Consider the following 26,100-nt stretch of genomic DNA (forward strand, 5'->3'; position numbering starts at 1 on the left):
GACGCATGTTTGGTGGCGATAGCGGAGGGGTTCCACGCGTACCCATCCCGAACACGACCGTTAAGCCCTCCAGCGCCGATGGTACTTGGACCGAAGGGTCCTGGGAGAGTAGGACGTTGCCAAGCACACGAAGCCATTGTTGATTTATCAACAATGGCTTTTTTGTTCCCTTTATCGCTTAATTTAAATAATGTGGATAAGTTATGGGGAATTAACGAAATTATAAAAGTTACTAACATGTGGATGAAATAATAAAATATATTCAAAAATGAAAGTAGTCCCCAATTTATGTGGATAGAGCAGTGGTATATGTGGATACTTCAAGTAAATGCAAGGATATTTTGCATGGCAGGAGGATAAACAATGAACAACAGTAGCAATCTTGTGTGGATAGAAGATTTTTCTGTACATGCGAGCGACACGGATTATCGTTCGCAGGGTAAGTTATCCTTTATTCTGGATATCATGCAATGTGCGGCAGACTTCGCAGTGGGTAATTTGGGGATAAGTGTGGAAGAGATTCTGAATGCAGGAATGGGCTGGATGATGATTACGTTAGATCTTGATTTTAAGCGTATTCCCCGCCCAAATGATGTGCTTAGCGTACATACCTGGAGTAAAGGTACTAAAGGGGCTTTATGGCAACGGGATTATCGTATTTTCGATGCAGATCATATAGAAATCGCCACAACACGATCCATATGGGCTTTAGTAGATATTGAGAAGAGAAAGATACTCAGACCGAATGCCCTTCCAGTTCAGGTTAAGCACTATAATGGCGATTCAGTAGGCGATATGCCTGTTAAGGTAACGATCCCTTCTGATATTACTATGGAAGAAGCTTATCGGTATCAGGTAAGATATAGTGGGCTGGATAGCAACGGACATTTGAATAATGCCCGATACGGGGATTTATGTTGTGATGCGCTCACTTTAGCGGAATGGGATAATGCAGAGTTCACACGCTTCCGGATTACTTATCTACAAGAAGCTAAGTTTGGGGATGAACTGACTATTTTACGTTCAGCTGTAACGGATGATGGTATATATGTACGCGGTCAGAATAGTGATACTGTGTATTTTGAAGCATGTATAGCGTTAAAAGTGTCAAATAGTACGAATGAGTAATTAATTTATAAATATGGAATATTATTATAAAAGCGATTTCTCCGAACTTCAATCGGGGCAGTCGCTTTTTTTATTGAAAAACGGATAATGTTTCTAACATATTTGGAAAAATTTTTTGAGCCTGTCACAATTAAAGGGATCACATTCGTTATATAGTTGTAGTCAATAACAAGGAGGTGATTCTTTGGAACGTCGCAGCCCCGGGGTCCAAGTGAATCAAACAATAATTGAAGAGGCTATCGATCAGGTTCTTGCGGGTAACCGCGAAGCCTATAGAACTATAATACAAGCCTATGAAAGAAAGATTTATACGTATTGCTATTATATTTTGAGAAGTCATGAAGAAGCAGAGGATGCTGTGCAAGATATATTTGTAAAAGTGTATCAGGAACTCAGACGTTATGAGAAACGAGTCTCTTTTAGTGCATGGCTGTATAAAGTGGCCTATCATCATTGTCTGGATCAGGTTCGCAAACGCAAGCGAAGAAAGCGTCTGTTGTCGCTATATAAAGAGCAGCAGCCCAAAGCCTATTATAATCCTAACGATGAGGAGCCATTGCAGAAGTTATTTATGGATGACCTGACAGCCGAAGAGAGCAATCTTTTGATTCTTAAGGTGGTTGAGCAATACAGTTTTGAAGAAATGGGTCAGATTATGGATTGTAATTCAGCTACTTTACGCAAAAAATTTGAACGTCTACGCAAAAAGTTAGTCCGGCAAAGAATGAATGAAGGAGGCAGCCCTCATGGAGAAATGGCAAGATCCAACTGAAAGTCAGAAGATGGAGCACATTCGTCAAACATTCCAAAATTATGAAATGCCGGTAGACAGTTTCAGCGATTCAATTATGAAGCGAATAGGAGACGAGGGAATGGAAAAACGAGCGTCAAGAAAGAATGGAAATAAGTTCCTGAAAAAATCATTGGTGGCTGCCTCGGCAGCAGCAGTGTTGGGTGCGGGCATAATCGGTAGCGGATTTGTATCCCCGGTCATGGCTGAAACGTTGAAGCAGATTCCTGTTGTAGGAAGTATTTTCAAGGGAATTGACGATAAAGGTCTAAATGCTGCTGAGGAAAAAGGATTATCTACTGCCCCTAACCAAAGCGTTACTCATGATGGAGTGACCTTAAAGGTTACCGATGCCTATTATGACGGCTCGCGGTTGGCATTTGCGATTGAACGGGAAGGCATTGATAATGATAAGATGATGGCTGAGATGATTATTGAACCGATTGAGTTCGATCCATCGCTAACAGAACAACATGCGAAAGTGACAATGAACCAGTCCGAAAAAGGGTTGTTGGGTTCAGCAGAAGTGAAATTGCCGAATGGGAAAAAACTGGAGAGCCAAATGTCATCTTTTGGTGATGTTGAGGGAAAAAAGAATGCTATTTTATACGATTACAGAAATCTAAATAATATAGAGGCTTTGGGGGATGAATTTGAATTAAGCATCAGTGTGCCGGTTACACAAATTGCAGAGCCTTTTGTAATCAAGGTGCCGGTGAAAAAAGTAACGGAAGGAATTATCAAGCTTGATCTGAACCAAACAAAAGAGGCAGAAGAATTCAGTTATACGATTACCAAGCTGGAATTAACTCCAGCCACAAGCAGATTACAGCTCAGCGAAGAAGGTAAAGCGCCAACTGTGAAAGAAAAGGATGGATACACAACCTCTGAAATGTTCTATGAAATTGTTGATGAACTAGGCAATGCGTTCTCATCGGGCGGGTCATTTAACTTGCCAGCTATAGTCTATCCTTTGGTAGACAAAGATTTCATACCGTTCGCGCAAACACCAAAGACAATTACAGTTAAGCCGTTTACTTACTCCATCGATGAAAATCATAAAGCATTAAGGGATGAAGAGGGAAAACAAGTTAAACATTATTATCCGGAGCTTGAACAAACGATTCAGGTGGAGCTAAAGTAACTGTTAATCCCATAAGCAAAAAAAGTCCGTGTCTGCATAGCAGATACGGACTTTTTATTAAAAGAGAAGAATTTATAAGCTACACAACTATAACATCTTTATATTTCTAAAAGAACCGGTTGTCATCTATAAAAGACGACAACGTGGTCTCTTCTTGTAAAAATTCTAATGGAATATAAATTTCACTCACCGAGTTTTCGTTATCTGGTCCAAGGTACAATTCGCCATAATATTCCAATTCAAATGGAATGGACATCCTGTATTCTGTTTTCGGCAGCCAGATTCCGTAGATATATTTATAGGTAGAAGGGATATCACAAGAGCGGCCTTTATGGATGAATTTCAGATAACGTATTACTTCAATTATTTGCTGTCCAGTCGCCCCAAGCAGCAGCCCAATCGGGAACGGTCACTTCCATTACGCGATCTGCACTAGGAAAATAGGCTTTGATGTCGAGAACCGGTGTACCCGGATAGGCATCAAGCCCGGCCACCTCTACTATTCCAGAGTCTACATCGACGGACAGGATTGCTGCTACACTAAGCCCAATTGGATTAGGGCGAATAGGGGAACGGGAAGCAAATACTCCAGTTAAGGTCGCCTCATAAGGAGGCTGAATCTGTGTAGTCTGCCGGAAATGATCATCTGCAAACTCATGCAGCCACCAAAGCACTTGGCAATGACTAAACTGAGATAAACCTTTAAGCGCCGGTCTGAATTCTGGGTTGATTTCAAGCCGCAAATTTTGTGCTGTACCTCTAACCCATCCTATAGGTACTATATTATAGCTTTCTTGTTCATACATTGACTATGACTCCTTTCGGGTATCAGATATGATCTAGTGTATAACAGAGGCATACGGTAAAGCCTGACGATATTTGCTAACATTCATTTAATGCTATAATGAAATTTGATGTGGAAAGGGGAGCATTATGAAGACACTAGTATTGGCGGAGAAGCCGTCTGTTGCACGCGAGATTGCACGGGTCATGGGATGTAATAATAAACAGAAGAGTTATATTGAAGGTCCAAAATATGTGGTTACCTGGGCGCTTGGTCATTTGGTCGGCCTGGCAGAGCCTGAGGATTATAATAAAAAGTTTGCAACTTGGGCCTTGGAGGATCTGCCGATTTTGCCGGAGAAGACCAAGCTGAAGGTGCTGCGGGAGACCAACCAGCAATACAAAGCTGTCCAGCATCTAATGAAACGTCAGGACATTGAGGAGCTTATTGTTGCTACAGATGCTGCCCGTGAAGGGGAGCTGCTGGCTCGCTGGATTATGAATATGGCAGGATGGAAAAAGCCATTCCAGCGGTTATGGATATCCTCGCAGACTGATAAGGCAATTAAAGAGGGATTTGCAAAACTCCGTCCGGGTCGGGAATTTGATCGGTTGTATGAATCTGCACGTTGCCGCGCAGAGGCGGATTGGATGATTGGACTGAATGTCACGAGAGCTTTGACCTGTAAGTTCGGTTCGCCGCTCTCAGCAGGACGGGTACAAACGCCGACATTAGGGATGATCATGGATCGTGAACAGGAGATTACGGGTTTCCGTTCCGTCGATTTTGAGACGCTGACTGCTGATTTTGGGGATTTCCAAGCGGCATGGCGGGCCAGTAACGGTGATGGCCGGATATTCGAAAAGGATAAGACAGCCAGCTTAAAGGATAAGCTTACAGGACGCAGCGGCCGTATTATTAAGGTACAGAAGAGTGAGAAAAGTGAACCTCATCCACTGGCTTATGATCTGACTGAACTGCAGCGTGATGCGAACCGGAAGTTCGGCTTCTCCGCGAAGCAGACCTCCAGTGTGCTGCAGCGGTTATATGAGCAGCATAAACTTGTCACATACCCGCGTACGGACAGTCGTTACTTAACTTCAGATATGACGGGCACACTCAAGGAAAGACTGGATAGTGTTGCGGTCGGTCCATATGCAGCGTTAGCACGTCCATTGCTGCGCAAGCAGCTGCCGATTACGAAACGAATCGTGGATGATAGTAAAGTCAGTGATCACCATGCTATTATTCCTACAGAACAGACCGTATTGTTAAATGGTCTGAGTACTGAGGAACGTAAGTTGTATGATCTGATTGTGCGGCGTTTTATAAGCTTGTTCTATCCGCCAGCTCGTTATGATGCGGTAGCTGTAACCGTCAATGTAGAAGGCGAAAATTTTCATGTCAAAGGGACGACGGTTAAAGATGCCGGTTGGCGCGAAGTATACGGCGGAGATATGAGTAGTGATGACGAGGAGGAATCTGTGGACGAGCCGGCAGCGGGCAGTGTAAAGCTGCCTGAGCTGCGCGAAGGGGCTGCTGTCACGATTAGCCGCTGTATGGTGCGTGCTGGCCGAACGCAGCCACCGAAGCGTTATAATGAAGCTTCGCTGTTGACGCAAATGGAGAAACACGGCCTCGGAACCCCGGCTACCCGCGCGGATATTATTGAGAAGCTGGTAAGCTCCGATACGATTGAGCGGCAAGGTAATCTCCTGCATCCGACAGGAAAAGGTAAGCAGTTAATCGAGCTGGTATCCACTCAGCTACGTACCCCGGATCTAACCGCACGTTGGGAAGCTGAGCTGGAGAAAATAGCGCGTGGTCAAGGCAAACCGGAGCTCTTTTTACAAGGTATCCGCAGTATGGCACAGGAATTGGTAACAGGTGTGAAAACTAGCGGAGCAGAATATAAGCCGCATAATGTCTCTAACAGCCATTGTCCGGAATGCGGTACAAGACTACTCGAGAAGAAGAGCAAACGAGGGAAGCTGCTGGTATGTCCTGCAGATAACTGTGGTTACACCCGTGCAGGTGAGAAAAGATTATCGAATCGCCGCTGCCCACAGTGCCATAAGAAAATGGAGCTTAAAGAGGGTAAAGCAGGCATGTTCGTACAATGTCTAGGCTGTGGAATCACAGAGACCTTAGATAAGGATCACAAACATGTTAATAAACGTGAACAGCAAAAGCTGGTGCAGCAATACAGTAAGCAGGAAAGCATTGGTTCTAACCTTGGGGAACTGCTGAAAGCAGCGCTTGAAGGACAAAAGAAGGATAAGTAGTAGGAATCATCGGATGGTTAGCTTCAATTAAAACGAATGATTAGAATAATGAAGGCTGCTGAGTGTGCTCAGTAGTCTTTTTTATATCCTAGTAAGTTTATGTGGTCTACGGATAGGCTTTGAATTAGAATGGTAAGCAAATGAGTGGAGCAGGTGATTAGGTGGCAGCTGAGCAGCAGGCGAATCCGTTGAAAGCGGCAGATCGCCCACAGGGGCAAGGAAGCAGCAGGTTTTTCTTTTTGGTTATTGTATTTATGTTTTGGTTCTCTTCTTATATTTATGTGCCGGTGCTTTCACCATATGTTGAGCATTTGGGATCATCGTATTTTATGGTGGGTATGGTGCTTGGGATATATGGGTTAATGCAGATCCTATTCCGTATACCCATTGGCATCGGTTCAGATTATTTAAATAGGCGGCGGCCGTTTATCTATCTGGGATTGATTGCGAGTGGAGTCAGCTGTTTTCTTTTTATGTGGGGAGCACAGCCGGGTTGGGCGTTGGCAGCACGTGCGGTATCCGGGATAGCAGCATCGGCATGGGTTGTGTACTCTGTGATGTTCGCAGGATATTTTCCAAAAGAGGAAGCTGGAAAAGCGATGGGCATGCTGCAATTTACTACAGTAATCGCCCAATTGACCAGCATGATGATCAGCGGCTATATGGTAGAGCATTGGGGCTGGAATGCCCCCTTCCTGATTGGTGGAATTGTAGCTATTGCGGCACTAATTCTTGCGCTTCGGTTACCGGAACAAAAGCAGGAAAAACGGCAAAATGCCATACAGATCAAGGAGCTGGCTGGTGTCGTAAAGGAACCTCTGCTGGTAAAAGTCTCGCTGTTGTCTGTGCTGGCGCACTGTGTGCTATTTATAACGATGTTCGGATATACTCCGAACCAGGCGCTGAATATCGGAGCAAGCAAAGAAAGTTTGGGCTGGCTAACACTCGCTTTTATGATTCCGCATGCCATCGCAACACTCTACGGTTCACGTCTGTTTGGAGGGCTACTGGGTGATAGAGGGAAGCTTATGCTAGGCTTTGCGGGAAGCGCACTGTTTACGCTGCTCATTCCTTCTATGCCGACATTAGCGGCGCTTTGTCTGACTCAGGTGGGGAATGGTTTTATGCAGGGACTTATTTTTCCGCTGCTGTTGAGTAAATCCGTATCAGAAATAGATCCCTTTAAACGGGCTACAGCTATGGGGTTCTATCAGGCCGTTTATGCGATAGGGATGTCAGCAGGGCCATTTGTAGCAGGTTGGATGAGCTCTGTATATGGCTTGACCGGAGGATTCTGGTTAGGTGGGATTGCGGCGGCGTTGGCTACAATTTTATCCTGGGTATGGATGAAGGATACGAAGCAGAAGCAGCTAAAAGAAACTTAACAGACTTGGCAGAGCGTGTAAGGATGATTGGTTTTTTGTGCAAAAGGGGAATATAATAGAGATAGGAAGCAAGGAGGAGGAGCCCGGGAGAATGGTCAAGGTTGTAATGTTGTGGTTTGTGGTAATTAATATTATCGGGTATGTAGTGATGTCCGAGGACAAGAACAAAGCCCGCAAAAGGCGGGAACGTGTACCTGAGAAAACACTTTTTCTGCTGGCAGCCATGGGCGGCGCACTAGGTGTGCTGATTGCCATGTACCGTAAGCGCCACAAGACGCGTCATACATCCTTCAGGATCGGAATTCCGCTTCTGCTGCTGCTGAATATCTTTTTGTACAGCTATTTTTTAAGATAATAGTCTTTAGGATTACAAACTAGAAAAAGAGGTGGCGTACATGTTATTCTCTAAAATTTTGCTAGCCTATGACGGTTCAAAGGCTTCTAATCAAGCATTGGAGCGCGCAATTGAACTCGCTAAAGTCACACCAGGTTCTATATTGCATGTCGTACACGCATTTGAATTCCCAAGATTTTTTATCGGAGAAGCTCTTGCACCTCTACCAGCTTCAGTAAATAAAGAATATTATGATTTGGCAGTGCAGACTACCGAAGAAGTGAAGGGACGCCTTGAGGCTGAAGGCCTGAATGCTGAGGTTGAGCTTTTACAAGGATCTCCTGCGGAAGTGATTTTGAAATATGCTAAGGAAAATGCTATAGACATCATAGTTATCGGCAGCCGCGGGCTTGGCGGTATACGTGAATTTGTTCTGGGCAGTGTCAGCCATAATGTAGTACAAAGCGCTCGTATTCCAGTGCTGGTTGTAAAATAATATAGAGTTCAAAGGGACGCTGATAGCGTTCCTTTTTTTCAATTTAAGGAAGTATAGGTCGTATTCTGGAGCTTAAACAACATAGAGTGTTAGAGCTAGGAGTGTACGGAAAGAAGTCTTTCTTGACAAAATAAAAGGTTGTTGAGAATTTAAATTCGTCCAAAAGCGAACATTTATTATGGTGTTTTTACCAATGTTCGTGTTTGAGTTGACATCATGTGTAGGGGATTGTTAAACTGATGTCATGAAGAGCTCGTATAAAACCGGGAATATGGCCCGGAAGTTTCTACCCGGGAACCGTAAATTACCGGACTACGAGGAAATAGGATGCTAGAATGCGATAGTTCAGTCCATATAATGGAGTGATGCATTGTGCAGCTTTCCGCGCTTAATGCCAGTTTGGTAAGAGGCAAGCGGGAGTGTTTTTTCCTAATTCCTTTACTAGTCCGATCCTCCCGCAGCAAAATGCGTCTGGACATCGGGCTTTTTTAATATAAGGAATAAGTTACACGTAATATATCAACCTTATATTATTAAGGAAAACGATAGTCATCCCTGAAGGACGAGAATGTAGTCTCTGCTTGTTCGGATTTACAAGATAAAGATATCTCATACTAGTGATTGGAAGGTAGGTCGAATCATGTCTGTGCAGGTAGCTGTCATCATGGGTAGTAAGTCGGATTGGGATACGATGGAGCACGCTTGTAGGGTGCTGGAAGAGCTGGGATTGTCTTATGAGAAGAAGGTAGTATCCGCGCACCGTACACCGGACCTGATGTTCCGCTATGCGGAGGAAGCCGCAGGCCGCGGCATTCGCGTGATTATTGCAGGAGCAGGCGGCGCCGCGCATTTGCCGGGTATGGTGGCTGCAAAGACAATCCTGCCAGTGATTGGAGTGCCAGTGCAGTCAAAAGCACTTAATGGGCTGGATTCGCTGCTCTCCATCGTGCAGATGCCTGGAGGCATACCGGTAGCAACGGTAGCTATTGGTAAGGCAGGCGCTGTAAATGCAGGCCTGCTGGCCGCACAGATCATCGGAGCGTTCGACCCTGAAGTGCAGCAGCGTGTGCAGCTGCGTCGGGATGCGATCCGCGATGAAGTATTGGAAAGCAGCGACAGCTTATGAGACCGGAGGAGCTGAAGCTGCAGGAGGCTGGCGGCGCAGCTTCGCCAGCCGCACAAGCGTCCGGTGCGGACACCGTCCGGACGCTGCTGCCCGGCTCGACCGTCGGCGTGCTCGGCGGCGGGCAGCTCGGGCGCATGATGGCGCTGGCCGGCAGCGCCATGGGGTACCGCTTCGTGGCGCTGGATCCTGCGCCGGATGCGCCTAGCGGTCAAGTTACGCCGCAGATCACGGCGGCGTATAACGACCGGGACGCGGCGCGGGAGCTGGCCCGCCGCGCGGACGTCATCACGTACGAGTTCGAGAACGTCGACGCGGGCGTAGCCGCGCTGCTGGCGGAGGAATCGTACGTGCCGCAGGGCAGCGCGCTGCTGTATACCACGCAGCATCGGCTGCGCGAAAAAGCCGCCATCGAGGCGGCGGGCGTTCCGGTCGCCCCGTACCGGAAGGTGGACAGCCTTGCGGAGCTAAAACAGGCGGCGGCTGAACTTGGACTACCTTGTGTGCTCAAGACAGCCACAGGCGGTTATGACGGCAAGGGTCAAGCTGTGATTCGTCAGGAAGAAGAGCTGGAAGAAGCTTTCCGGCAGGTTGCACCCGGTGAGGTGATTCCGGAGCTGGTGCTTGAGAAGTTTGTAGCTTTTCAATGCGAAATATCCGTTGTTGCTGCACGCAGTGCATCTGGGGAGGTCAAAAGCTTCCCGCCTTCTGAGAACATTCATGTAAATAATATTTTGCATCTGTCCATTGTACCTGCAAGAGTGTCAGCAGACATTCAGCGCAGAGCTTGCGAGCTGGCTGAGACTTTAATCGCAGGGCTGAATGCGGTTGGACTGCTTGCCGTGGAAATGTTCGTCACAGCGGACGGTGAATTGTTCGTCAATGAGCTGGCACCAAGGCCGCATAATTCCGGCCATTACACCATGGATGCTTGCGTGACCTCACAGTTCGAGCAGCATGTCCGGGCGATTTGTAATCTGCCGCTGGGCGATACAACGCTTTTGACACCTGTAGTTATGGTAAATGTATTAGGTCAGCATTTGGATGGTGCTATTAAAGCGACCTGTACACATGAGGAAAAAGATAATAAGCTGGGTATTGTACCTAAGCTTCATATATATGGCAAGACTGAGAGTAAGACTGGTCGTAAGATGGGTCATATCAATCTGCTGTGCAAGGATACCGGAGACGGCCTATCCTGGGTGGAGCAATCTAAACTTTGGAGGAACTAAAGAATATGATCGAACGTTACAGCAGACCCGAGATGCGGGCCATTTGGACTGAGGAGAATAAATTCAAAGCGTGGCTGGAAGTGGAAATATGCGCTTGTGAAGCATGGGCGGAGCTGGGAGTCATCCCACATGAAGACGCTGCTAAGCTGCGTAAGGATGCTAAATTCGACATCGCACGTATTGATGAAATCGAACAGGAAACACGTCATGACGTAATTGCCTTTACACGTGCGGTTTCCGAAAGCCTTGGCGCAGAACGCAAATGGGTACACTACGGCCTTACTTCCACAGATGTGGTGGATACAGCACTGGGTTACTTGCTGCGTCAAGCGAATGAGATTCTAGAGAAGGATATCATCAACTTTATTGAGATCCTTAAAGATAAAGCTATTGCTTATAAAGATACACCGATGATGGGCCGTACTCATGGGGTTCATGCTGAGCCAACTACTTTTGGTCTGAAAATGGCATTGTGGTACGAAGAAATGAAACGTAACCTGGAGCGTTTCCGCCATGCTGCGAACGGTGTGCAATTTGGCAAAATCTCCGGAGCCGTTGGTACGTATGCCAACATTGATCCATTCGTAGAAGAATTTGTCTGCCGTAAGCTGGGTACAAGCCCTGCACCGATCTCGACACAAACTCTACAGCGCGACCGTCACGCTGAGTATATGGCAGCTCTTGCTCTGGTAGCAACCTCGCTAGACAAATTCGCTACCGAAATCCGCGCTCTGCAAAAGAGTGAGATTCGCGAAGTAGAAGAAGCTTTTGCCAAAGGTCAAAAGGGTTCATCTGCTATGCCGCATAAACGGAATCCTATTGGCTGCGAGAATATTTCCGGTCTGTCCCGCGTGATTCGCGGACATATGGTTACAGCTTATGAGAACGTGCCGCTCTGGCATGAACGCGATATCTCGCACTCTTCAGTGGAGCGTATCATCCTTCCGGATGCAACGATGCTGCTGAACTACATGCTGAACCGTTTCGGAAACATCGTGAAGAACCTGACTGTATTCCCAGAGAATATGAAGCGTAACATGAACCGTACCTTCGGCGTTCCTTTCTCTGGCCGGATCTTAACCAAGCTGATTGATAAAGGCTTCAGCCGCGAGCAAGCGTACGATACCGTTCAACCACGTGCGATGCAAGCTTGGGAAGAGCAAAAGCAGTTCCGTGATATCGTGGAAGCTACACCTGAAATCACTAATGTCCTCACCCCAGAAGAGATTGAAGATGCATTTAACCCTTCTTGGCACCTTAAGCATGTGGATACCATCTTCCGCAAGCTAGAACTTATCTAAAAAAGATAAGTTAGTGGTGAACTAAGGAGCTAGGAATAGTACGAGCGGTTAATGTTGTGCAGAATTGAAATGCAACTGGTCGATAAGGAACGGAGAGAAATTTTGGAACTGTAGAAGCGTTAGCGTTCGCCTTTATCCTCGGATTTCTACCACGGGCAGTGGTTCAAATCAGGAAATCTGAGGATAACAGCGATCGGAAGTCCAAACATTTCTTGTAGTGGCCCGATTGACCCAACAGATATTTCCGATTTTGCAAGAGACGTTTTCGCTCAAGTAATAATTAATGATCATTAGTTCAAGGGAGGAAAGGTCATGACATCATCGGCCGTATCCACAGCCGTGGAACTCATCAATGCGCCGCTGCTCTACAAAGGGAAGGTTCGCGAGCTATACGATTTAGGGGAAAATGTACTGATCGTAGTTACGGATCGGATATCTGCTTTTGACTATGTGCTGGACCCGGCGGTCCCTGAAAAGGGTAATGTGCTTAACCGTCTGAGCGCGTTCTGGTTCGGAAAGACTAAAGAGCTGATGGAGAATCATGTCGTTCATATCGATGTGGATCTGCTTGGCGACGTAGTTAAGGACAAAGAGGCCCTCAGAAACCGTGTCATGGTGGTACGCAAAGCGGAGCGCATTGATATCGAATGCGTAGTGCGTGGATGCATCACTGGCGGCGGCTGGAGACAGTATCAAGAAACAGGCAAGGTAAATGGTATTGAGCTTCCTGCTAACCTCCGCAAAAACGCGCTGCTGGCAGAGCCGATTTTTACCCCTGCGGCTAAAAATGATGTAGGTCACGATGAGGATATTCCGTTTGAGAAAATGCAGGAATTAATCGGAGCTGATCTGGCGCTTGAGCTGCAGGAAAAGAGCTTAAAGCTGTTCGCTTTTGCTAGAGAGTATTGTGCTGAGCGGGGGATCATTCTTGCGGACTGCAAATTCGAATTCGGCTTGTTGGACGGCAAGGTGATTCTGATCGATGAGATTTTTACACCGGATGCTTCCCGCTTCTGGGCTAAGGATAAATACGCGCTTGATATTGAAATTGATAGTATGGATAAAGAGCCTGTTCGTACGTATCTATCTGCATCTGCCTGGGATAAGAATAGTAAACCTGATCCGCTCCCAACTGAAGTAGTAGAAGAAACTACACGGCGTTATCTGGACATTTATCATCGTCTTACTGGCAAGTCTTTATAGTTCAACATAGTGTGTGCACTCATGGGAATAAATTCAGTATATATTTTTGAAGCTAAATGTACTCATTGTAGAATTTCAGTTTCAGAGGGTATGCTCATTAAAATTTAGGAGGAACTACAAGCATATGTTAAAAGCGACGGTATATGTCACCATAAAGAAAAGCGTTCTTGATCCACAAGGGGTAGCAGTACAAGGAGCACTTCATTCGGTAGGCTTCCAAGAAGTTGAAAGCTTGCGTATCGGGAAATATATGGAGCTGACTTTGGATACGGATAACCGTGCTGAAGCGGAAGTGCGTCTCAAGGAAATGTGCGAAAAGCTACTTGCCAACACGGTGATCGAGGATTACCGCTACGAATTGGAGGACTAAACGACATGAAATTTGCTGTACTTGTCTTCCCAGGCTCCAACTGTGATATTGATTGCTACAAGGCGGTAGAGGACAGTCTCGGCGAACCAGTCGACTATGTGTGGCATACAGCGACGGATTTGTCGGCGTATGATTGCATTTTGGTTCCAGGCGGATTCTCATATGGTGATTACCTGCGCTGTGGCGCGATTTCCAGATTTGCTCCTGTTATGGCGGAAGTTGCTAAAGCAGCAGAGCAAGGGAAATACGTGCTGGGCATTTGCAATGGGTTCCAAATTCTTACTGAGGCTGGTTTGCTGCCAGGTGCGCTTCGCCGCAACATGTCGATGAAGTTCCGCTGTCACGATACAGTGCTTAAGGTTGTTAATAATGAAACCCCATTTACTATTGACTATGCTAAAGATGAAGAAATCATCATCCCAATCGCACACGGTGAAGGAAACTACTATTGTGATGACGAGATTTTGGCAGAGCTGAAAGCTAACAATCAGATCGTGTTTACCTATAGCGATAATCCTAACGGCTCCGTAGCCGATATTGCGGGTGTTAGTAACGTACAAGGGAATGTGGTTGGCATGATGCCTCACCCTGAGCGCGCGGCTAATAGTTTACTTGGTTCAGAAGACGGCAAAAGAATGTTTACATCCATACTGAAGACTTGGAGGGATCGTCATGACGCAGCAAGTATCCGTTAAGGAACCGACCGCAGAACAGATTGCGGAGCAGAAAATTTACAGCCAGTTCGGTGTGTCGGACAGCGAATATGAGCTGATCAAGTCTTTTATGGGACGTTTGCCGAACTACACTGAAATCGGCGTATTCAGCGTAATGTGGTCCGAGCACTGTGCCTATAAGAACTCCAAACCACTCCTGAAACGTTTCCCAATTTCCGGACCACGTGTCCTGATGGGACCTGGCGAGGGCGCAGGGATTGTAGATATCGGTGACAACCAAGCGGTTGTTTTCAAAATCGAAAGTCATAACCACCCTTCAGCGGTAGAACCTTTCCAAGGTGCGGCAACGGGTGTGGGCGGGATTATCCGTGATATTTTCTCCATGGGCTCCAGACCTATCGCAATCCTCAATTCACTACGTTTCGGGAAGCTGGAAAGTGATCGAGTAAAATATTTGTTCGAACATGTTGTGTCTGGTATTGCTGGTTATGGTAACTGTATCGGGATTCCAACGGTTGGCGGCGAAATCATGTTTGATGATAGCTATGATGGCAATCCGCTAGTTAATGCAATGTGTGTGGGTCTGATCGATCATGACAAAATCCAACGTGGTGTAGCTAAGGGTGTAGGCAACCCAGTCTTCTATGTAGGCCCTCCTACAGGACGTGATGGAATTCATGGTGCTACTTTTGCATCGGTAGAGCTTAGTGAGGAATCAGAAGCTAAACGTACCGCTGTACAGGTCGGCGATCCATTTATGGAAAAGCTCGTAATGGAATCTTGTCTAGAACTGATCGACAGCGGCATCGTTATCGGGATTCAGGATATGGGTGCAGCGGGTCTTACATGCTCTAGTGCGGAGATGGCAAGTAAAGCAGGCAACGGTCTGGAGCTATATCTTGATCAGGTGCCACAACGTGAAGAGGGCATGACGCCTTACGAAATGATGCTTTCAGAATCACAAGAACGGATGTTGTTCGTCGTTGAGCCGAAGGATGAGGCCCAGGCACAAGAGATTTTTGACCGCTGGGGTGTTATCTGCTGTAAAGTCGGTAAAGTTACGGATGATGGCCGCTTGAAATTGTATCATCACGGCGAGGTTGTTGGTGACATGCCAGTAACGGCGCTCGTGGATGAGTGCCCAGTATATAATAAACCCTCTGAGGTTCCTGCTTATTATATTGCGAATGAAAAGGTAGATACCCTTCGTTACGAGGAAGTTACAGATCTGGGCGGTGCATTGCGTACAGTACTTGGATCACCAACCGTAGCAAGTAAAGCATGGGTATACAATCAATACGATTACATGGTGCGGACGAGCACAGCTGTACGCCCTGGATCTGACGCGGCTGTAGTTACCATTCATGGTACTCGTAAAGGACTTGCGATGACTACAGACTGTAATGGCCGTTATGTTCATCTTGATCCTGAAGTGGGCGGACGTATTGCAGTCAGCGAAGCGGCACGCAACATCGTTTGTTCCGGTGCTGAACCGCTGGCTATTACGGATAACCTGAACTTCGGAAATCCTGAGAAGCCTGATGTGTTCTGGCAAATGGAGCGTGCGGTTGATGGTATGGCTGAAGCCTGTCGTGTGCTGGATACTCCGGTTATCGGTGGTAATGTCAGTCTTTATAACGAAAATACTACGGGTTCCATCTATCCAACGCCGGTTGTCGGCATGGTTGGTTTAGTAGCGGACACGGATCATATTACGACTCAAGGGTTCAAGCAAGAAGGAGATTCTATTCTTCTGCTGGGAGTGACCAAGGCTGAGCTGGGCGGCAGTGAATTCCAATATGCTGTTCATGGTGTGACCGAAGGTCGTCCTCCGGCTTTGGATTTGGCTACTGAGAAAAAACTGCTGAACGCAGTCCTTACCTCAATTCGTGGCGGTCTGGTGCGTTCCGCACATGACTTGTCCGAAGGTGGACTTGCCGTAGCACTTGCAGAGAGCTGTATCAGCGGTGGAATCGGAGCGAACGTTGAGCTTTCAGCTAACGGTCTTAGATCTGATGTAGCATTGTTCAGCGAAAGCCAATCACGCATTGTGCTGACAGCCGCTCCTGAACGTGCGGAAGAGCTGAAAGCAGCGATTGCAGCCAGCGGTGTTCCAGTGGAGAACATCGGAACTGTAGGTGGAGACAGACTGCGCGTAAATCTGGACGGCGTGTCCGCACTAGATGAAGCTGTAGCAGAATTGAAATTCGTTTGGGAGGATGCTATTCCATGTCTTATGAAATAAAGACCGGGAAAGAGCAGGAGACTCCTATCCTGTGGACTGGTGACTTTTACAATGAAGGAACGGGCTCGGGAGATATTTTTGACACATTAAAAGAAGAATGCGGCGTTTTCGGGGTCTTCGGACACCCGGAAGCGGCGTCCATGTCTTATTACGGCTTACACGCCTTACAACACCGTGGAGAAGAAAGTGCGGGAATCTGCGTAGCAGACGGTCGCGATTTCAACTATCACCGCGGGATGGGGTTAGTAAAAGAAGTATTCGACAAGGACAAAATTGCCTCATTGGTTGGAGACATGTCCATTGGGCATGTACGTTATTCCACTAGTGGAGACAGCCGCTTAACCAATGCGCAGCCGCTGGTATTTAAATATCGTGACGGCGATTTGGCGATTGCTACGAACGGCAACATAGTAAATGAACCGTTGATCCGCAAACAGCTGGAGCAAAGCGGGTCGATCTTTCAAACTACGAGTGATACAGAAGTGCTGGCGCATCTGATTGCCCGTTCGCCAAAGGATTTTGTTGAAGCGGCAAAAGATGCGCTGCAGCAGCTCGTTGGCGGGTTTGCTTTTCTGCTTATGACAAATGACAAGTTAATTGTCGCTTCAGATTCCCATGGCTTGCGTCCGCTAGTGATGGGACGGATTGGTGAAGCTTATATTTTTGCTTCCGAGTCCTGCGCATTAGAGGTCATTGGGGCACAGCTGGTTCGTGATATTGAGCCTGGCGAATTGCTAGTCCTCGACAAAAACGGCCTCTTAGAGGACCGTTTTACCGAACCCAAACGTAAAGCGCTGTGCGCGATGGAGTATATTTACTTCTCCCGCCCAGACAGTGATATGAACGGCTCTAACCTGCACTCCGCCCGTAAGCGGATGGGTAGCCGCATGGCACTGGAAGCTTTTGTCGATGCTGATCTCGTAACCGGTGTGCCGGATTCCAGTATTTCAGCAGCCATCGGGTATGCCGAGCAAACGGGAATTCCTTATGAGCTTGGGCTCATTAAGAATAAGTACACTGGACGGACCTTCATCCAGCCGAGCCAAGAACTGCGTGAGCAAGGTGTGAAGATGAAGCTGAGCGCCGTGCGCAGTGTAGTTGATGGCAAACGTGTCGTTATGATCGATGATTCTATCGTTCGTGGCACGACCTCACGCCGAATCGTCAATCTGCTTCGGGAAGCGGGAGCTGTTGAAGTGCATGTGCGGATTACTTCACCGCCGTTCAAGAATCCTTGCTTCTACGGCATTGATACACCAGACCGCCGCGATCTCATCGCGTCCTACAAGACCATTGAGGAAATGTGCGAAGAGATCAACGCCGATTCCTTGGCATTTTTGTCGCCGGAAGGCTTAATCTCTTCCATTGGTGGACACAACAAAGATGACTATAAAGGCGGACTTTGCCTTTCTTGCTTTGATAATGATTACCCGACGCAGGTGGATTTTGGCGGGGCAGAGAAAGATGGCTGCAGCTGTTAGTAGGGCCATCCCCCTAAGTCTCCCTTGCAAAGTGTGGGTACTCGCTTATATCGCTAGAAGAGGTTGCATGGCGCAGCTCATGCACCGAGGTCTTGAGGTCCGTGTGCAAGGCGCGCACTGCGGCTTGCAGTAGGGACAAACCGGTGGTTGGAGGGAGTTATGGAGAGGAAGTTTGGAACTGTAGAAGCGTTAGCGTTCGCCTTTATGCTCGAATTTCTACCGCTCAGCGGTAAAAAATTCAAAGGAATTCGAGCATAACAGCGATCGGAAGTCCAAACATTCCTCGCAGTAACTCCCCTACAACCACCCAAAAGCCGAATGCGCCCAAACGCGCTCTAAACTATTAAAAGATGAGGTGTCCAATAGTGTCGGAAGCTTATAAAAACGCCGGAGTGGATATTGCGGCTGGTAATGAAGCGGTAGAACGCATGAAAAAGCACGTAAAACGTACTTACCGTCCAGAAGTAATGACGGATCTTGGTGGGTTCGGAGCGCTGTTTGGCCTCAATAAAGATAAATATGAAGAGCCAGTGCTTGTATCGGGAACCGATGGTGTAGGCACAAAGCTCAAAATCGCATTCGCGGCGGATCGCCATGACACGATTGGCATCGATGCTGTAGCTATGTGCGTGAACGACATCGTAGTGCAAGGCGCAGAGCCACTCTTTTTCCTCGACTATCTGGCTTGCGACAAAGTGGTGCCGGAGAAAATCGAAGCTATCGTAGCTGGAATCGCTGAAGGCTGTCACCAAGCGGGTTGTGCACTGATTGGCGGCGAAACGGCTGAGATGCCGGGTATGTATTCAGCAGGTGAATATGATATCGCTGGATTCACAGTGGGCGTAGCTGATAAAGCGAAGCTGGTAACAGGCGCTGACATCGCTGCTGGAGACACAGTGATTGGTCTGGCTTCCAGTGGTGTGCACAGCAATGGCTTCTCGCTGGTGCGTAAGCTTTTGCTTGAGCAAGAGGGTTATGGTCTGAATGACGTGCTTCCTGAGCTTGGCGCTCCGCTGGCGGATGTACTCCTTGCACCAACTAAGATTTATGTGAAGCCTTTGCTGGCACTGCTGGAGCAGCTTCCGGTAAAAGGTATGGCTCACATTACGGGTGGCGGATTCATCGAGAATATCCCACGCGTATTGCCTGATAATGTAGACGTGGAGATCAATTACGGATCGTGGCCGATTCTGCCAATCTTCGGGTTGATGCAGAACAAAGGTAACGTAAGCAACCGTGATATGTTCACTACTTTTAATATGGGAATTGGTCTTGTTCTGGTAGTTAGCGCTGCTGATGGAGAACGCGCTCTTGAACTGCTTAAAGCTAGCGGAGAAGAGGCGTATATCATTGGGAAAGTAACAGAAGGGGAACGCAAAGTAACCTTTACTGGAGCTGAAGTGTGATGCAATCAAGTCGAATCGCTGTTTTTGCTTCGGGGCAGGGCAGCAATTTTGCAGCACTGATCGAGGCACAGAGAGCAGGCTTGCTTGGAGACGGCAGGATTGAATTGCTTGTCTCGGACAAGCCGGAAGCGCCTGTAGCACAACGTGCGGAGGATGCGGGAATTCCCGCCCTCCTGCTGCGGCCAAAAGACTTCGCCAGCCGTGAGCTCTACGAAGCAGAGATTGTAGCAGAGCTTCAGCGGCGGGAAATCGGGCTGGTTGTGCTGGCAGGGTATATGCGCCTCATTACACCAGTGCTTTTAACGCCGTATGCGGGTCGGATTATTAACATTCACCCATCGCTGCTGCCTGCTTTTGCTGGAAAGGATGCGATCGGACAAGCGCTGGATTATGGCGTGAAGCTGACGGGAGTCACTGTGCATTTTGTCGATGGAGGTATGGATACCGGGCCAGTTATTGCTCAGCGTAGCGTAGTTGTGTTGGATAACGACACGGCGGATTCATTGGCGGAACGGATTCATAAGGTTGAGTATGAGTTATATCCTGAAGTGGTTGGCGCTTTTGCCAGCGGGAAAGTGGAACTGAGTGGAAGAAAGACGATTATCCGCGAAAAGTAAGCCACACTGTAGTCATTCAAAGTTTTGGATCGACATTTGGTGACAGGCGGAGAGATTTCAGGGTATTTCTCGGGAAATATTGCATAAGCGGCATTATGTGTCGTGTAGTAGGTAATAGAGTCAGATTCTTTCTTATAGTAATTTCCCAAGCTTTTAGATGTCATCACATTAAATCGCACGTACAACCCGAAGGAGGACTATTCAAAGTGAGTATCAAAAGAGCGCTAGTTAGCGTATCGGATAAACAAGGTATCGTGGATTTTTGCCGCGAGTTGTCTGCATTAGGCGTAGAGATTATTTCCACAGGTGGAACAAGCACGCTTTTGGCTAAGGAAGGTGTTCCAGTCATCGGTATTTCCGATGTTACAGGATTCCCGGAAATCATGGATGGACGTGTCAAAACCTTGCACCCGGCTGTACACAGCGGATTGCTAGCGGTTCGTGACAATGAGGAACACACGCGTCAAATGAAAGAGCTTGGTCTGGACTACATTGATCTGGTAGTAGTAAATCTGTATCCGTTCGCGGAAACCATTGCTAAACCGGATGTATCGTATGAAGAAGCCATCGAGAATATCGATATCGGCGGACCGACGATGCTGCGTTCTGCGGCGAAGAACCATGCTTTTGTAAGTGTAGTGGTAGATGCTAACGACTATGCTACAGTGCTTGAAGAGGTTCGCGCAGGTGGAGATACAACGCTGGAAACACGCAAACGTCTTGCGGCAAAAGTGTTCCGTCATACGGCGGCTTACGATGCCTTAATTTCCGATTATTTGGCTAATGTTACTGGCGAACCGCTTCCTGAGCGCTACACCGTGACTTATGAGAAAATTCAGGATCTGCGCTATGGCGAGAATCCACATCAAAAAGCAGCTTTCTATCGCAAGCCTTTGGCTGCGGGGGATACTCTTACAGCAGCTGAGCAATTGCATGGCAAAGAATTATCCTACAACAATATCAACGATGCTAACGCAGCGCTGCAAATCGTGAAAGAATTTGAAGAACCTGCTGTCGTAGCCATTAAACATATGAATCCTTGTGGTGTAGGTGTCGGTGAAAGTGTATACGAAGCTTATCAAAAAGCTTACAACGCAGACCCAACCTCTATCTTTGGCGGAATAGTAGCCGCTAACCGGATTATCGACGCGGACACTGCTAATCTGCTGAAAGAGATTTTCCTCGAAATCGTATTGGCGCCAGGCTTTACGGAAGAAGCACTGGAAATCCTTACGAAGAAAAAGAACCTGCGGTTGCTCAAAATCGGCAATCTCAGCACGGCTAGTGCGCGTAAGAGCAGCTTCGTAGTTACCTCTATTGATGGAGGAATGGTTGTGCAGGAGAGCGATGTGCATTCTGTGAACCCGGATGATCTACAAGTTGTTACGGACCGTAAGCCAACCGAAGAAGAATTGAAACAGCTGTTGTTCGGCTGGAAGGTAGTTAAGCATGTGAAATCTAATGCGATCGTATTAGCTGCGGATGATATGACAGTTGGCGTAGGTGCAGGGCAAATGAACCGCGTTGGCGCAGCTAAAATTGCAATTGAACAAGCTGGCGAGAAGTCCAAAGGATCAGTCCTTGCCTCTGACGCCTTCTTCCCAATGGGAGATACGCTTGAAATGGCAGCCAAAGCAGGCATTACCGCAGTTATTCAGCCAGGCGGATCCATTAAAGACGAAGAATCGATCAAGGTCGCGAATGAGTATGGAATTGCTATGGTCTTCACAGGCGTCCGTCATTTCAAACACTAGAACGCTGGGAGGATTTTATTCTAATGGATATTTTAGTGGTTGGCGGCGGCGGCCGGGAGCATGCGATTATTTGGAGCCTGTCCCAAAGCCCCAAGGTTGGTAAAATCTATTGCGCACCCGGCAACGCCGGGATCGCGCAGCTAGCAGAATGTGTGCCTATCGGTGTGTTTGAGTTCGACCGTCTGACGGCTTTTGCAAAAGAGAAGGAAGTAGGTCTTGTTGTAATCGGACCGGATGATCCGTTAGCAGGGGGCATTGTGGATGCTTTTGAAGCACAGGCTATTCCTGTGTTTGGTCCGCGCAAGAATGCAGCTGAGATCGAAGGCAGCAAAACCTTTATGAAGGATCTTTTGCACAAATATAATATTCCGACAGCAGCCTATGAAAAATTTGATGGCTACGAAGCTGCACTGGCTTACTTACGCGAGCAACCGCTGCCGATCGTAATCAAGGCAGATGGGCTTGCCGCAGGAAAAGGTGTGACCGTTGCCTATTCACGGGAAGAGGCAGAGCAGGCACTAGCTGATATTATGGTAACCAAAGTGTTTGGTGAAGCTGGCGCTCAGGTTGTCATTGAAGAGTTCCTGGCGGGTCAAGAAATGTCGATTTTGGCTTTTGTTGATGGAGAGACAGTTCGTCCGATGGCTGCCGCTCAGGATCATAAGCCTGCTTACGATGGAGATAAAGGTCCTAATACCGGTGGAATGGGCACCTATTCGCCTCTACCGCATATCGACGAGGCGATTATCCAAGAAGCGATTGAGACCATCATTAAGCCAACAGCCAAGGCTATGGTAGCTGAAGGCCGTTCGTTTAGCGGCGTTTTGTTCGCAGGGCTGATGATTTCTCCAGAAGGTAAACCAAAGACCATTGAATTTAATGCCCGGTTTGGGGATCCGGAGACACAGGTCGTGCTGCCTAGATTGAAGAGCGACTTATTAGAAATATTTTTGGCAGTAACCGAGGGTAGACTTGCGGATATCGACATTGAATGGAGCGACGAAGCAGCGGTGTGCGTGGTTCTCGCTTCTGGAGGATATCCAGGCTCTTATCCTAAAGGAGTGCCGATTGAAGGGCTTGAGGACAGCCAAGGAGGGCTGATCTTTCATGCCGGTACAGCACGGGGGGCAGATGGCAGCTGGGTAACGGACGGCGGACGGGTCTTAGGCGTGGTAGGCTTGGGTGCTACGATTGCCGAAGCTCGTTCAGCAGCCTATGCTAGGGCTGAAGGAATCTCTTTTTCCGGGAAACAGAATCGCAGCGACATCGCTATGAAGGCTCTGGTATAAGGATAAAGCACTGTATCTAGCAATTTTTTGCGCTTTAAGTCCTAAAAAAGGACTGACAAGTGATAGAAGAAGTGCTATAATACTACACGTACGGGGGAAAATGTGCGGATATATACAGATAAGGGCCTTTCCGATCATGGGAAGGCCCTTTTAAATCGGAGTCCTTCAGACTTTGTGCAGTAACCTTATAAAGGATGCCTCGTGCCTGAAAATGTTGATACTTATAGTGCATACTAGCGATACGCTTATGGCGAATGGCTACTCACAGATTTAAGGGGGAATTCGTTTTGAGTAAGATTGGAAGAAATGATATGTGTCCTTGCGGAAGCGGGAAAAAATATAAGAAATGCTGCCTAGGGAAAGAAACTTCTGCAGTGGAATCCATCATGCGACTGGTAACAACGGAAGAATCCGCTGCTACTGTGGCTGTGGCCGAGAAACCAGAAGCGGCAGCCATTTCTGAAGCTAAACTTACCCTAACCACGCTCAAAAAAAAGGTGTCACGTGATCTGAAATGGGAGCATCCAGCACATGAACAATTGGCTATGCACCTTATTGAGACCATGAGAGACAGCTATGACCGGGAGCTAATCTGGGAAGGTCTGGTTCTATGGAATGGTTATTCCCGTCACATCAAGCCTGCAGTGAAGAAAATGGGCTCCTTCTGCGCGGCTATCGAATTTATCTTGTCTGAGGAATATGGTTTCCTTCAAACTCAAGCTGATCTAGCGATCAAACATGAGGTTACTGCACCTACCATCTCCAGAAAAGTTAAAGAGATGCTTAATTATATCGAACAGTATGGCATGGGCGGGGCAGAGGAAGAATTACTTTTGCTCAACGTTTCAGGCACTCCGAAGGATCAGGAACAGGCTTTGCTGCAAAAAGCAATGGAAACTAAAGCATCCAATCGTCGGATCCAGCTAGCAGAAGCGGCATTGGAAGTTTATCCGGACAGTCCGGACGCCTATCTCATTTTGGCTGAGGAAGCCGAGAATGAAGCAGATGCCCGTGCTTATCTGAAAGCAGGGATGGAAGCGGGTGCGCGTGAGCTTGGAGAAGCTTTTTTCACTGAGAACAAAGGACATTTCTGGAGTCTTTACGAGACACGTTCGTACATTCGAATCTGCAAAAGCTACGCTGACTCCTGCTGGTTTAGCGGAAATGCAGAAGAAGCACAAAAGACGCTGGAGCACATTCTAGAATTGAACCCAGAAGATAACACAGGTGCGCGTTACCTTCTAACGGCAACGTACCTTTACACCAATAAGCTTAAGAAGACCGAGAAGGTACTGGAGAAGTTCGGCAAGGATGCAGCAGCAACAGTAGCATATGACCGTATGGTTTTAGAATATAAGAAGAACGGGATTACTTCCCAGCTCAAAATGCTCTACCGCGTGGCGAAGAATGTGAACAAGCATGTGCCGGATTATCTGTTAGGTATCAAAAGATTGCCGCATAACCTGCCTGATTTTGTAGGCGTGGGTGACGCTAACGAGGCTATCGAATATGTTATTGTACATTCACGTTTGTGGACAAGCTTACCAGACCTGGTGAAGTGGATGCTGAAGCAACAGGATTAGTAGGTTTCATAGCGTAGAGACAGCAAATATTAGTAAGAGACTATAGGGTTCCTTTAGTCTCTTTTTCTTTATCACTGATTAGGATGCTTGAAAAAATGTCCTCGGGAGAGTATGTTACAAGAAGTAGAATAACAGATAGATAGTGAGGCGAGAGGGTTATGAGAGAAGAGGAAGACCGAATCGTAGGAATGGAAGATATTGTGCGGGCTCATCACGTACTGCGTGAAGTCATAATCCGGACACCCCTACAACGTGATGCTGTACTGTCAGCCAAGTATGATTGTGATGTGTATTTGAAGCGCGAGGATTTGCAGATTGTACGTTCTTTCAAAATCCGCGGAGCTTATAATATGATTCGTAGTTTGTCAGCAGAAGATAGAGCAAAAGGCATTGTCTGTGCAAGTGCGGGCAACCATGCACAAGGCGTAGCCTATTCCTGTAAGGCGCTTGGAATTAAAGGCAAGGTCTATATGCCAAGCACTACGCCTAACCAGAAGGTTAAGCAGGTACGGCGGTTCGGTGGTGAGTTTGTTGAGGTCATTCTGAAGGGCGATACCTTTGATGACGCTTATGATGAAGCACTGCAAGCTTGTATAGATCATGGGATGACGTTGATCCATCCCTTTGATGAGCCACGAATCATTGCGGGCAACGGCACCATTGCAATGGAAGTGATGGAGAGTCTGGACAACCCTGCAGACTTTATGTTCGTAACCATTGGTGGAGGCGGCCTGGCAGCGGGTATAGCCACCTATGTGAAGACAGTTAGTCCTTCTACCAAGTTGATTGGTGTGGAGCCACTCGGAGCCGCTTCTATGACGGAAGCGATCAAGCTTGGAGAAGTGGTGACTCTAAAGGAAATTAACAAGTTCGTGGACGGAGCGGCTGTAAAACGTGTTGGCGGACTGACATATGATATTTGTTCCCGTCATCTGGATGACATCGTGATGGTGCCTGAAGGCAAAGCTTGTACCACGATTCTGGAACTATATAACGAGAATGCCATAGTGGTTGAGCCAGCAGGTTCGCTGCCTATCGCAGCGCTTGATCAATATCGTGATCAAATCCGCGGCAAAACAGTTGTCTGTATCATAAGCGGCGGGAACAACGATATTGACCGGATGCAGGAGATCAAGGAGCGTTCATTGATTTATGAAGGCTTAAAACACTATTTCATGGTGAACTTCCCGCAACGGGCAGGTGCGCTGCGTGAGTTCTTGGGCGAAATCCTTGGACCTCACGATGATATTACCCGTTTCGAGTATATCAAGAAGCATGATAAAGAAAATGGTCCCGCGCTTGTGGGCATTGAATTATTGTCAACGGATGCCTACGAACCTCTCATCGAACGGATGCAGCAGAAGGGCGTCGATTATGTAGAGATCAATAAGGATTCTAATCTCTTTAACATCCTTATTTAATGCTCGCATCCACTTAATAATCATGTTAATGAACACGCAAAAGCCCGTCCCTATT

22 protein-coding genes, 1 rRNA gene and 1 riboswitch are annotated in these 26,100 nt (G+C 47.4%); of the genes, 22 read left to right on the forward strand and 1 reads right to left on the reverse strand.

Going from position 1 to position 26,100, the window contains the following annotated elements:
- Positions 1-8: 8 nt before the first annotated feature.
- From rrf to MKX34_RS03260, 4 genes are all read left to right on the forward strand, one after another.
- Positions 9-125, forward strand: a 5S ribosomal RNA gene (rrf, locus tag MKX34_RS03245).
- A 238-nt stretch (positions 126-363) separates the two neighbouring features.
- Positions 364-1,128 carry an acyl-ACP thioesterase domain-containing protein gene (locus tag MKX34_RS03250; RefSeq protein WP_076297331.1) on the forward strand — a complete coding sequence of 255 codons (765 nt, stop codon included), beginning with the start codon at positions 364-366 and terminating at the stop codon, positions 1,126-1,128.
- Positions 1,129-1,339: 211 nt separating this feature from the next.
- Positions 1,340-1,900: an RNA polymerase sigma factor gene (locus tag MKX34_RS03255; protein WP_249267792.1), complete on the forward strand. Its 561-nt coding sequence runs from the start codon at positions 1,340-1,342 to the stop codon at positions 1,898-1,900.
- A complete protein-coding gene (locus MKX34_RS03260) occupies positions 1,875-3,062 on the forward strand; it encodes a DUF4179 domain-containing protein (RefSeq protein WP_038568651.1) in 1,188 nt (395 codons plus the stop codon). Before MKX34_RS03255 ends, MKX34_RS03260 begins: the two co-directional genes overlap by 26 nt.
- A gap of 359 nt (positions 3,063-3,421) precedes the next feature.
- Here the strand turns inward: MKX34_RS03260 and tsaA are convergent, their stop codons facing one another.
- Positions 3,422-3,868, reverse strand: coding sequence for a tRNA (N6-threonylcarbamoyladenosine(37)-N6)-methyltransferase TrmO (gene tsaA / locus MKX34_RS03265; RefSeq protein ID WP_076104166.1), 447 nt, complete (start codon positions 3,866-3,868; stop codon positions 3,422-3,424).
- Positions 3,869-3,995: 127 nt separating this feature from the next.
- On the opposite strand from tsaA, the gene MKX34_RS03270 reads away from it, so the two are divergent.
- The 18 genes from MKX34_RS03270 to ilvA all read left to right on the forward strand — a co-directional run bounded on the left by MKX34_RS03270 (position 3,996) and on the right by ilvA (position 26,045).
- Positions 3,996-6,131, forward strand: a complete 2,136-nt coding sequence (locus MKX34_RS03270; protein ID WP_076104165.1) for a DNA topoisomerase 3 — start codon at positions 3,996-3,998, stop codon at positions 6,129-6,131.
- A gap of 161 nt (positions 6,132-6,292) precedes the next feature.
- On the forward strand, positions 6,293-7,516 hold the full coding sequence (locus tag MKX34_RS03275) for an MFS transporter (protein WP_052096757.1): 1,224 nt from the start codon (positions 6,293-6,295) through the stop codon (positions 7,514-7,516).
- Positions 7,517-7,607: 91 nt separating this feature from the next.
- A complete protein-coding gene (locus MKX34_RS03280) occupies positions 7,608-7,871 on the forward strand; it encodes a DUF1294 domain-containing protein (protein WP_036680925.1) in 264 nt (87 codons plus the stop codon).
- Between the two features lie 40 nt (positions 7,872-7,911).
- Positions 7,912-8,346, forward strand: coding sequence for a universal stress protein (locus MKX34_RS03285; RefSeq protein ID WP_036680923.1), 435 nt, complete (start codon positions 7,912-7,914; stop codon positions 8,344-8,346).
- Between the two features lie 233 nt (positions 8,347-8,579).
- Positions 8,580-8,681, forward strand: a riboswitch (purine riboswitch).
- 305 nt (positions 8,682-8,986) lie between these two features.
- Positions 8,987-9,472, forward strand: a complete 486-nt coding sequence (purE, locus tag MKX34_RS03290; RefSeq protein WP_038568659.1) for a 5-(carboxyamino)imidazole ribonucleotide mutase — start codon at positions 8,987-8,989, stop codon at positions 9,470-9,472.
- On the forward strand, positions 9,469-10,701 hold the full coding sequence (gene purK / locus MKX34_RS03295; RefSeq protein WP_051491162.1) for a 5-(carboxyamino)imidazole ribonucleotide synthase: 1,233 nt from the start codon (positions 9,469-9,471) through the stop codon (positions 10,699-10,701). The genes purE and purK overlap by 4 nt, the downstream gene beginning before the upstream one ends.
- Before the next feature lie 5 nt (positions 10,702-10,706).
- Positions 10,707-12,002: an adenylosuccinate lyase gene (gene purB, locus MKX34_RS03300; RefSeq protein WP_036680917.1), complete on the forward strand. Its 1,296-nt coding sequence runs from the start codon at positions 10,707-10,709 to the stop codon at positions 12,000-12,002.
- Positions 12,003-12,314: 312 nt separating this feature from the next.
- On the forward strand, positions 12,315-13,205 hold the full coding sequence (locus tag MKX34_RS03305) for a phosphoribosylaminoimidazolesuccinocarboxamide synthase (RefSeq protein ID WP_076104164.1): 891 nt from the start codon (positions 12,315-12,317) through the stop codon (positions 13,203-13,205).
- 124 nt (positions 13,206-13,329) lie between these two features.
- Entirely contained in the window at positions 13,330-13,575 is a 246-nt protein-coding gene (purS, locus tag MKX34_RS03310; RefSeq protein WP_036680912.1) for a phosphoribosylformylglycinamidine synthase subunit PurS, read from the forward strand.
- A gap of 5 nt (positions 13,576-13,580) precedes the next feature.
- Positions 13,581-14,270: a phosphoribosylformylglycinamidine synthase subunit PurQ gene (gene purQ, locus MKX34_RS03315; RefSeq protein WP_076297332.1), complete on the forward strand. Its 690-nt coding sequence runs from the start codon at positions 13,581-13,583 to the stop codon at positions 14,268-14,270.
- Positions 14,248-16,494: a phosphoribosylformylglycinamidine synthase subunit PurL gene (purL, locus tag MKX34_RS03320; protein WP_076104163.1), complete on the forward strand. Its 2,247-nt coding sequence runs from the start codon at positions 14,248-14,250 to the stop codon at positions 16,492-16,494. The genes purQ and purL overlap by 23 nt, the downstream gene beginning before the upstream one ends.
- Positions 16,479-17,975: an amidophosphoribosyltransferase gene (gene purF / locus MKX34_RS03325; protein WP_036680905.1), complete on the forward strand. Its 1,497-nt coding sequence runs from the start codon at positions 16,479-16,481 to the stop codon at positions 17,973-17,975. The genes purL and purF overlap by 16 nt, the downstream gene beginning before the upstream one ends.
- A 365-nt stretch (positions 17,976-18,340) precedes the next feature.
- On the forward strand, positions 18,341-19,381 hold the full coding sequence (gene purM / locus MKX34_RS03330; RefSeq protein WP_076104162.1) for a phosphoribosylformylglycinamidine cyclo-ligase: 1,041 nt from the start codon (positions 18,341-18,343) through the stop codon (positions 19,379-19,381).
- Positions 19,381-19,998: a phosphoribosylglycinamide formyltransferase gene (purN, locus tag MKX34_RS03335; protein ID WP_076104161.1), complete on the forward strand. Its 618-nt coding sequence runs from the start codon at positions 19,381-19,383 to the stop codon at positions 19,996-19,998. Before purM ends, purN begins: the two co-directional genes overlap by 1 nt.
- Positions 19,999-20,204: 206 nt before the next feature.
- Complete coding sequence (purH, locus tag MKX34_RS03340; RefSeq protein ID WP_036680898.1) at positions 20,205-21,752, forward strand: bifunctional phosphoribosylaminoimidazolecarboxamide formyltransferase/IMP cyclohydrolase; 1,548 nt, start codon at positions 20,205-20,207, stop codon at positions 21,750-21,752.
- Between the two features lie 23 nt (positions 21,753-21,775).
- Entirely contained in the window at positions 21,776-23,041 is a 1,266-nt protein-coding gene (gene purD, locus MKX34_RS03345; RefSeq protein WP_076104160.1) for a phosphoribosylamine--glycine ligase, read from the forward strand.
- Between the two features lie 287 nt (positions 23,042-23,328).
- Positions 23,329-24,624: an SEC-C metal-binding domain-containing protein gene (locus MKX34_RS03350; RefSeq protein ID WP_076104159.1), complete on the forward strand. Its 1,296-nt coding sequence runs from the start codon at positions 23,329-23,331 to the stop codon at positions 24,622-24,624.
- Between the two features lie 158 nt (positions 24,625-24,782).
- A complete protein-coding gene (gene ilvA / locus MKX34_RS03355; protein WP_076104158.1) occupies positions 24,783-26,045 on the forward strand; it encodes a threonine ammonia-lyase IlvA in 1,263 nt (420 codons plus the stop codon).
- Positions 26,046-26,100: the final 55 nt, after the last annotated feature.

Origin of the sequence: Paenibacillus sp. FSL R5-0636 (assembly GCF_037974255.1) — a bacterium.
Lineage (GTDB): Bacteria > Bacillota > Bacilli > Paenibacillales > Paenibacillaceae > Paenibacillus_AQ > Paenibacillus_AQ odorifer.